Consider the following 8,523-nt stretch of genomic DNA (forward strand, 5'->3'; position numbering starts at 1 on the left):
CGACTGCACCGACACCGGCGCGTCTCCGCCCACCGCCACGGAGCCGACCTGGATCTGCCGGCTCTTGCGGCGCTCGGCGAGCTTGGTCGGAACGGACGGCATGCCGAGAGAAATCGCAGTCATCTGCTGTGCAACCCCAAGTCGTGGATCAAGGCCCAGGTCCCGTCTTCAGGCGGGTTCCAGGCTTCGAGATTACGGCACCGGCCGGGCCGGGAGCACTCCCGCACCCGGGAACCACCCGGGCGGGGCACCCCCCGGCCGTCGATCCCCTGGAACGCGGGACGGCCCGGCACGAGGAAAGTGCCGGGCCGTCGCGAGCCGCCGGCCGCCGGGGGCGGCGAGGCCTGCCGCTACGAGATCTTCACCGGGTTGACGACGTCCGCGATCAGGACGAGCACGGTGAAGCAGATGAAGATGCCCGCCACCACGTACGCGACCGGCATCAGCTTCGCCACGTCGAAGGGGCCCGGGTCCGGCCTGCGCATGACCCTGGCGAGGTTGCGGCGCAGCGACTCCCACAGGGCGCCCGCGATGTGCCCGCCGTCCAGGGGCAGCAGCGGGAGCATGTTGAACAGGAAGAGGGACAGGTTGAAGCCGGCGACGAGCATCACGGCCAGGGCGAGCTGCTGCGAGGCGGGGATGTCCAGGGTGAAGATCTCTCCGCCGACGCGGGCCGCGCCCACCACGCCCATGGGCGAGTCGGGCTCGCGGGGGGCGCCGTCGAAGGCCGCGTTCCACAGGGCCGGGATCTTGCCGGGCAGGGCGGCGAGGGAGTCCACGGCCTCGCCGACCCGGTCGGTCATCCAGGACACGGAGTCGCCGAAGTCCTGTTTGACGACGCCGTTGGCCGCGCTGAAGCCGAGGAATCCGGCCTTGACGTACTTGCCCTGGACGTAGGCCCCGCTGGAGTCCTTCTGGGCGACCATGTTGGTGGCGATCTTCGCGTGCAGGGTCAGTTCCCGGCCCTTGCGGTCGACGACGATCGCCACGTCCTTGCCGGCGCTGACCCGGATCAGGTCGGAGAGGGTGTCCCAGTCGTCCGTCCGGTGACCGGCGAAGGAGACGATCCTGTCGCCCGGCTTCATGCCGGCGGCCGCGGCCGGGGAGGCCGGGTCGGTCGGCTTGCACGCGTCACGGTTCTGGCTCTGTGCGATGACGCACGGGGAGACCGAGCTGACGCTGGTGGTCTGCTGGGAGATGCCGAAGCCCATCAGGACCGTGAGGAACAGGCCGATCGCGAGGATCAGGTTCATGAACGGTCCGGCGAACATGACGATGACGCGTTTCCACGGCTTGCGGGTGTAGAACATGCGCGTCTCGTCGCCGGGCTGCAGCTCCTCGTAGGCCGCCGAGCGGGCGTCCTCGATCATGCCGCGCCAGGGCGAGGTGGAGCGGGCCGTGATCCGGCCGTCGTCGCCGGGCGGGAACATGCCGATCATGCGGATGTAGCCGCCCAGCGGGACGGCCTTGACGCCGTACTCGGTGTCGCCCTTCTTGCGCGAGAAGACGGTCGGCCCGAAGCCGACCATGTACTGCGGGACCCGGATGCCGAAGAGCTTGGCCGTGGACAGGTGCCCCAGCTCGTGCCAGGCGATCGAGAAGAGCAGCCCCGCCGCGAAGACGACTATGCCGAGGATCATCATCAGGGCTGTCATGCACGCGCCTCCGCGGTAGCCGTCAGTTCTTGGGCCCGGGCCCGTGCCCAGGTCTCCGCTTCGAGGACGTCCGGCACGGTCAGTGAAGTTCCCGTCACCGGCGTGCCGTGCTCGTGCACGACCCGGGTGACGGTCTCCATGATGCCGTTGAACGGCAGCGCGCCCCTGCGGAACGCCTCCACGCACTCCTCGTTGGCGGCATTGAACACCGCCGGGGCCGTGCCCGCGAGCTCGCCCACGTGCCGGGCGAGGCCGACCGAGGGGAAGGCCTCCTCGTCGAGCGGGAAGAACTCCCACGTCGACGCGGTGCTCCAGTCGAAGGCGGGCGCGGCTTCGGGGACGCGCCCGGGCCAGCCGAGGCCGACGGCGATCGGCCCGCGCATGTCGGGGGGCGTCGCCTGCGCCAGTGTCGATCCGTCCGTGAACTCAACCATCGAGTGGACATACGACTGCGGGTGGACGACCACCTCAATGCGCGAGAAGGGAATGTCGTAGAGCAGGTGGGCTTCGATGACCTCCAGGCCCTTGTTGACGAGCGTCGCGGAGTTGATCGTGATCACCGGGCCCATGGACCAGGTGGGGTGGGCGAGGGCGTCCTCGACCGTCACGTCGGCCAGTTCCGCCTTCGTCCGGCCGCGGAAGGGACCGCCGGAGGCGGTGACGACCAGCTTGCGGACGTCGGCCCGGGTGCCGGCGGCCAGGCACTGGAAGAGCGCCGCGTGCTCGGAGTCCACCGGGATGATCTGCCCCGGCTTCGCGAGCGCCTTGACCAGCGGGCCGCCGACGATGAGCGACTCCTTGTTGGCGAGCGCGAGGGTGCGGCCCGCCTCCAGGGCGGCGAGGGTGGGCGCGAGGCCGATGGAGCCGGTGATGCCGTTCAGCACGGTGTGGCAGTCGGACGCGGCGAGCTCGGTGGCCGCGCCGGCGCCGGCGAGGATCTCGGGCAGCGGCTCTCCCGTGCCGTACTCGGCGGCCAGCGCCTCGCGCAGGGCGGGCACGACGTCCTCGCGGGCGACCGCGACGGTCCGGACCCGCAGCCGGCGGGCCTGCTCGGCGAGGAGGGCGACCCGGCCGCCGTTGGCGGACAGGCCGGTCACCCGGAAGCGGTCCGGATGGCGCAGTACGAGGTCGATGGCCTGGGTCCCGATCGAGCCGGTGGATCCGAGGATCACCACGTCCTTGGGGCCGTCGCCCACGACGGGGTCGTAGACGAGATGCGGGTCGGCGAGGGGGGCTGGACTGTCGCTCATCCCCCCATTGTCGCCGCACGCGGCGAACGGCAGGACAGGGCGTCCCCGGGGGGACGCCCTGCGGCCTGCGAAGAGAGCAAGCGTGTTCGACGGCTCACCTGATCGGGCGGTGGACGTTCTCCCGGTCGCTGGGGCCGGGGGCGGCGTCGGCGATCCAGGGGCCGTCCCCGGAGGGATCGACGATGCCCTGTTCCAGCCACTCGTAGGCGCCCGCCATGACACCCTTGACGACCTTGCGGTCCAGTTCGTCGGTGTTGTGCCACAGACGCGCGAAGAGCTCGTCGACGCGGATGCGGGACTGCCGGCAGAACACGTCGGCCAGCTGGTAGGCCTCGCGGCCGTTCTCGCCGCGCGAGCGCAGCAGTTCGGCGCGCACGCAGGCCGCGCTCATCGCGAACAGTTCCGCGCCGATGTCGACGATCCGGCCGAGGAAGCCCTGCTTGGTCTCCATCCGGCCCTGCCAGCGGGACATGGCGTAGAAGGTGGAGCGGGCGAGCTTGCGGGCGTGCCGCTCGACGTGCCGCAGGTGCGGCGACAGGTCGACGCCTGCGTGCTTGAACTCCGCGTAGGACGAAGGCAGTTGCCCTGGTCCGGCGACCAGCTTCGGCAGCCACTTGGCGTAGAAGACGCCGGCGTTCGCACCCGCCTTCGCCTTGTCCTGGAGGGACTTGTCGGGGTCGATGAGGTCGCCGGCCACCGAGAGGTGGGCGTCGACGGCCTCGCGGGCGATGAGGAGGTGCATGATCTCCGTCGAGCCCTCGAAGATGCGGTTGATCCGCAGGTCGCGCAGCACCTGTTCGGCCGGGACCGCCTTCTCGCCGCGGGCGGCGAGGGACTCCGCCGTCTCGAAGCCGCGGCCGCCGCGGATCTGGACCAGCTCGTCGGCCATGCGCCAGCCCATCTCGGAGGCGAAGAGCTTGGCCAGCGCGCCCTCGATGCGGATGTCGTTGCGGTCCTCGTCGGACATCTGCGAGGACAGGTCGAGCACCGCCTCCAGCGCGAAGGTGGTCGCCGCGATGAAGGAGATCTTCGCGCCGACCGCCTCGTGGTGGGCGATCGGCTTGCCCCACTGCTCGCGGGCGGCCGACCACTCGCGGGCGATCTTCAGGCACCACTTGCCGGCCGCCACGCAGGACGCGGGCAGCGAGAGCCGGCCGGTGTTGAGCGTGGTCAGGGCGATCTTCAGGCCCGCGCCCTCGGGGCCGACGCGGTTCGCGGCGGGGACCCGGACCTGGTGGAAGCGGGTGACGCCGTTCTCGATGCCGCGCAGGCCCATGAAGGCGTTGCGGTTCTCGACGGTGATGCCCGGCGAGTCGCTCTCCACGACGAAGGCGGTGATGCCGCCCCTGTGCCCCTCGCTCCTGGGCACCCGCGCCATCACGACCAGCAGGTCGGCGACCACGCCGTTGGTGGTCCACAGCTTCACCCCGTCGAGGACGTAGTCGTCCCCGTCGGGCACCGCGCTGGTCGCCAGGCGTGCGGGGTCTGAGCCGACGTCCGGCTCGGTGAGGAGGAAGGCGCTGATGTCGGTGGTGGCGCAGCGGGGCAGGAACTTCTGCTTCTGCTCGGGGGTGCCGAACATCTTCAGCGGCTGCGGCACGCCGATCGACTGGTGCGCCGACAGCAGCACGCCGACGGCCGGGCTGACCGAGCCCACCAGAGCCAGGGCCTTGTTGTAGTACACCTGGGTGAGGCCGAGGCCGCCGTACTTGGGGTCGATCTTCATGCCGAGGGCGCCGAGCTCCTTGAGCCCGCGCACGACCTCGTCGGGGATGCGGGCCTCGCGTTCGATGCGGGCCGCGTCCACCTGCGTCTCGCAGAAGTCGCGGAGCTTGGCCAGGAACGCCTCGCCGCGCCGGACGGCCTCCGCGGAGGGGACCGGATGCGGGTGGACGAGGTCGAGGCGGAAGCGGCCGAGGAACAGCTCCTTGGCGAAGCTGGGCTTGCGCCAGTCCTGCTCCCGGGCGGCCTCGGCGACCTGACGGGCCTCACGCTCGGTGACGGTGGGTTTCTTGAGGGGTGGTGCGGACATGAGGCTCACCTCGCCGCGAATCGGGATCTCGGGCCACATTTGGTTACCGATGGGTGCTACCCGATCGTTGGTACCCGATCCGGGCCGCGGTGGCCACCCCACGCGCGCGCCTTCGAGCGGGCCCGGGCCCGGCGGCTTCGGTCCGCAGCGGCGGCGCTCCGGCGGATCGCGGCCCCCGGACGCGGGCCGGGACGGCCCTTCCCGGCGCCGCGCGGTCTGCGCCGAACGGGTGTGGGCGACTCCCGTGGCAGCTTCCCGTACCCTTCTCCACCAATCTCCCACAAGTCGCTGTCGAAGCGCTTCGACAACCTATGGACACCCACTCGCGCTAGAGCTACTGTCGAACCACCCTCACCCGCCTTTGTTCGCCCTGCGCACTGTCGAAGCGCTTCACAAACTTGGAGAGCTGGATGGTCACCCTCGCCGAGGTCGCCCAGCACGCCGGAGTCTCGGCGAGCACGGTGAGCTATTGCCTCAGTGGCAAGCGGTCCATCTCCACGACCACCCGGCAGCGCGTCGAACAGAGCATCCGGGAACTCGGCTACCACCCGAACGCGGGCGCGCGCGCCCTGGCCAGCAGCAGGTCGAACATCATCGCGCTGATGATCCCGCTGCGCACCGACATCTACGTGCCGGTGATGATGGAGATCGCCATCGCGGTGGCCACGACGGCCCGCACGCACGGGTACGACGTCCTGCTGCTCACCGGCGAGGAGGGCTCCGACGCGGTCCGCCGCGTCACCGGCAGCGGGCTCGCCGACGCGATGATCCTGATGGACGTCGAACTCGACGACGAGCGGCTGCCCCTGCTGCGCTCCACCGACCAGCCGTCCGTCCTGATCGGTCTGCCGGCCGACACCTCCGGGCTGACCTGCGTCGACCTGGACTTCGGGGCGACCGGCGCGCTGTGCGTGGAGCACCTGGCCACCCTCGGTCACCGCGACATCGCCGTCATCGGCGAGGCCCCGGCGGTCTACGAACGGCACACCGGCTTCGCCGAGCGCACGCTCGACGGGCTGCGGGGCCGGGCGAGGGAGCTGGGCCTGCGGCTGCTGCACCGCCCCTGCGAGGGCGGCTACGACGCGATGGCCGCGACCCTGGCCCGGATCCTCGACGAGCGTCCGGGCACCACCGGGTTCGTCGTGCAGAACGAGTCGGCGGTGGAACCGCTGCTCGCCCTGCTGCGGCAGCAGGGCCGGGCCGTGCCTGAGGACGTCTCGGTGGTGGCGATCTGCCCCGACCAGGTCGCCGTCCAGGCCTCGGTGCGGCTGACCTCCGTCGCCATCCCCGCGCAGGAGATGGGCCGGCACGCGGTGGAACGCCTGGTCGCCAAGCTGGAGGGACACGGCGGCGACGAGGTCGTGCTGATCGCGCCCGAGCTGACGGTCCGGGCCAGCACCGGACCGGTCTCCGTCGCCTCCTGAGCCACCCCCGCTTTGTCGCCGTCGTGCCCTCGCCGGGGCACCGCCATGTCTGCACTCCTTCAAGGAGCACTCCACATGAACCAGCCCGCCGAAAGCCCGCCCCAGGTCAGCCTCGCGCAGTCCTCCCCCACCGTCGGCACCTTCCGTGAGCAAGGCGGCGCGCTGGAGTGGAGCGGCCGCCAGGAGACCCTGCGCGTCGAACCCTGGGGTCCGGACGCCGTCCGGGTGCGCGCCCGGCTCGGCGGACCGATCCTGCACGGGCTGCCGGGCGCGCTGCTCGACGAGCCGCCGGCCACCGAGAGCACCGTCAAGACCGGTGACGACGAGGGGCGGCTGACGGTCGGCGCGCTCACCGTCGAGGTGAGCGCCGAGGGCCTGATCCGCTTCGTGCGCACGGACGACGGCACGGAGATCCTGGCCGAGGAGCGCGCCCACTTCTGGTGGCCGGGCTCGCGCCTCTACACGGCGGTAGGCAACGGCCATCACCGCCTGGAACAGCGGTTCGCCGCGTACGAGGACGAGAAGCTGTACGGACTGGGCCAGCACCAGCACGGCCGGTTCGACCAGAAGGGCCTGGTCCTGGACCTGGTCCAGCGCAACGCCGAGGTCGGCATCCCGGTGCTCACCTCCAGCCGTGGTTACACGCTGCTGTGGAACAACCCGGCGATCGGCCGCGTCGAGCTGGCCGGCAACGGCACCCGCTGGGTCGCGGACTCCGCTCGTCAGATCGACTACTGGATCACGGCCGGCGTCCCGGCCGACGCCCAGCGCCGCTACAGCGCGGTCACCGGCCGCACCCCGATGCTGCCGGAGTGGGCGGCCGGGTTCTGGCAGTGCAAGCTGCGCTACCGCACCCAGGACGAACTCCTCGGCGTGGCACGCGAGTACAAGCGCCGGGGCCTGCCCCTGGACGCGATCGTCTGCGACTTCTTCCACTGGACGCACCTCGGCGAGTGGAAGTTCGATCCGAGCGAGTGGCCCGACCCGGCGGCGATGGTCCGTGAACTGGACGAGCTCGGGGTGAAGTTGGTGGTGAGCGTGTGGCCGTCGGTGTCGCCGCTGAGCGAGAACCATCAGGTGATGGAGCAGCGCGGCTACTTCATCGGCACCCAGTACGGCCCGATGGCCCATGCCGACTGGCCGGACAAGGGCGTCGCCTCGACCGTCCAGGTGGCGTTCTACGACGCGACGAACCCCGAGGCCCGGGAGTTCCTCTGGTCGAAGATCCGCGACAACTACCTCACCCCGTACGGCATCACGGCGTTCTGGCTGGACGCCTGCGAGCCCGAGCTGAAGCCCGGTTTCCCGGAGAACCTGCGGTACTGGGCGGGCCCGGGCCTGGAGGTCGGCAACATCTACCCGGCCGACAACGCCCGCACCTTCTACGAGGGGCTGCGCGCGGCCGGCGAGGAGGAGATCGTCAGCCTCAACCGTTCGGCGTGGGCGGGCAGTCAGCGCTACGGCGCCGCCCTGTGGTCCGGTGACATCGGCACCGACTTCCCGACCCTGCGCCGTCAGATCGCGGCCGGCCTGAACACCGCGCTGTCGGGCATCCCGTGGTGGAACACCGACATCGGCGGCTTCCACGGCGGCGACCCGAACGACCCGGAGTACCGGGAGGTCATGGTCCGCTGGTTCCAGTTCGGCGCGCTGTCGCCGCTGATGCGGCTGCACGGCTTCCGCGACCCCGGCATGCCGCTGGGCCCGGACATGACGGGCGGTCCGAACGAGGTGTGGTCCTACGGTGAGGAGGCCGGCGCGATCCTGGAGAAGTACCTGCGGCTTCGCGAGCGGCTCAAGCCGTATGTGCTGCGGGTGATGCGCGAGGCGCACGAGGAGGGCCTGCCGCCGATGCGGCCGCTGTTCCTGGAGTTCCCCGACGACCGGGCGGCCTGGTCGGTGGACGACGCCTACCTCTTCGGCCGAGACCTGCTCGTCGCCCCGGTGCTGACGGCGGGGGCCACGGACCGCGCGGTGCACCTGCCGGCGGGCGCGGTCTGGACCGACGCGTGGACGGGCGAGACCTACGAAGGCGGTTCGTCCGTGACGGTCGACGCCCCGCTGGACCGGCTCCCGCTGTTCCTGCGGGACGGGGCGCGGCTGCCGGTGGCGGAGTAGCCGCGCCGGCGCGGCCGGTCCCACGGAGGGGGTGGGACCGGCCG

General features: G+C 71.3%; 5 protein-coding genes and 1 pseudogene. 2 read left to right on the forward strand and 4 right to left on the reverse strand.

Annotated elements, in window-relative coordinates:
- The 4 genes and pseudogenes from ACFVYK_RS37365 to ACFVYK_RS37380 all read right to left on the reverse strand — a co-directional run.
- Nucleotides 1-123, reverse strand: a pseudogene (locus tag ACFVYK_RS37365) (4-hydroxy-3-methylbut-2-en-1-yl diphosphate synthase); the annotation flags it as partial.
- 227 nt (nt 124-350) lie between these two features.
- Nucleotides 351-1,655: a M50 family metallopeptidase gene (locus tag ACFVYK_RS37370; protein ID WP_389781192.1), complete on the reverse strand. Its 1,305-nt coding sequence runs from the start codon at nt 1,653-1,655 to the stop codon at nt 351-353.
- A complete protein-coding gene (gene dxr / locus ACFVYK_RS37375) occupies nt 1,652-2,905 on the reverse strand; it encodes a 1-deoxy-D-xylulose-5-phosphate reductoisomerase (RefSeq protein ID WP_389781193.1) in 1,254 nt (417 codons plus the stop codon). The genes ACFVYK_RS37370 and dxr overlap by 4 nt, the downstream gene beginning before the upstream one ends.
- Before the next feature lie 94 nt (nt 2,906-2,999).
- Nucleotides 3,000-4,937, reverse strand: coding sequence for an acyl-CoA dehydrogenase family protein (locus tag ACFVYK_RS37380; protein WP_389781194.1), 1,938 nt, complete (start codon nt 4,935-4,937; stop codon nt 3,000-3,002).
- A 410-nt stretch (nt 4,938-5,347) separates the two neighbouring features.
- Here ACFVYK_RS37380 and ACFVYK_RS37385 point away from each other — a divergent pair, with 410 nt between their 5' ends.
- On the forward strand, nt 5,348-6,361 hold the full coding sequence (locus tag ACFVYK_RS37385; RefSeq protein ID WP_389781195.1) for a LacI family DNA-binding transcriptional regulator: 1,014 nt from the start codon (nt 5,348-5,350) through the stop codon (nt 6,359-6,361).
- 75 nt (nt 6,362-6,436) lie between these two features.
- Nucleotides 6,437-8,479: a TIM-barrel domain-containing protein gene (locus ACFVYK_RS37390; RefSeq protein ID WP_389781196.1), complete on the forward strand. Its 2,043-nt coding sequence runs from the start codon at nt 6,437-6,439 to the stop codon at nt 8,477-8,479.
- Nucleotides 8,480-8,523 lie beyond the last annotated feature (44 nt).

The sequence above is a fragment of the Streptomyces sp. NPDC058291 genome, from assembly GCF_042880855.1.
GTDB lineage: Bacteria > Actinomycetota > Actinomycetes > Streptomycetales > Streptomycetaceae > Streptomyces.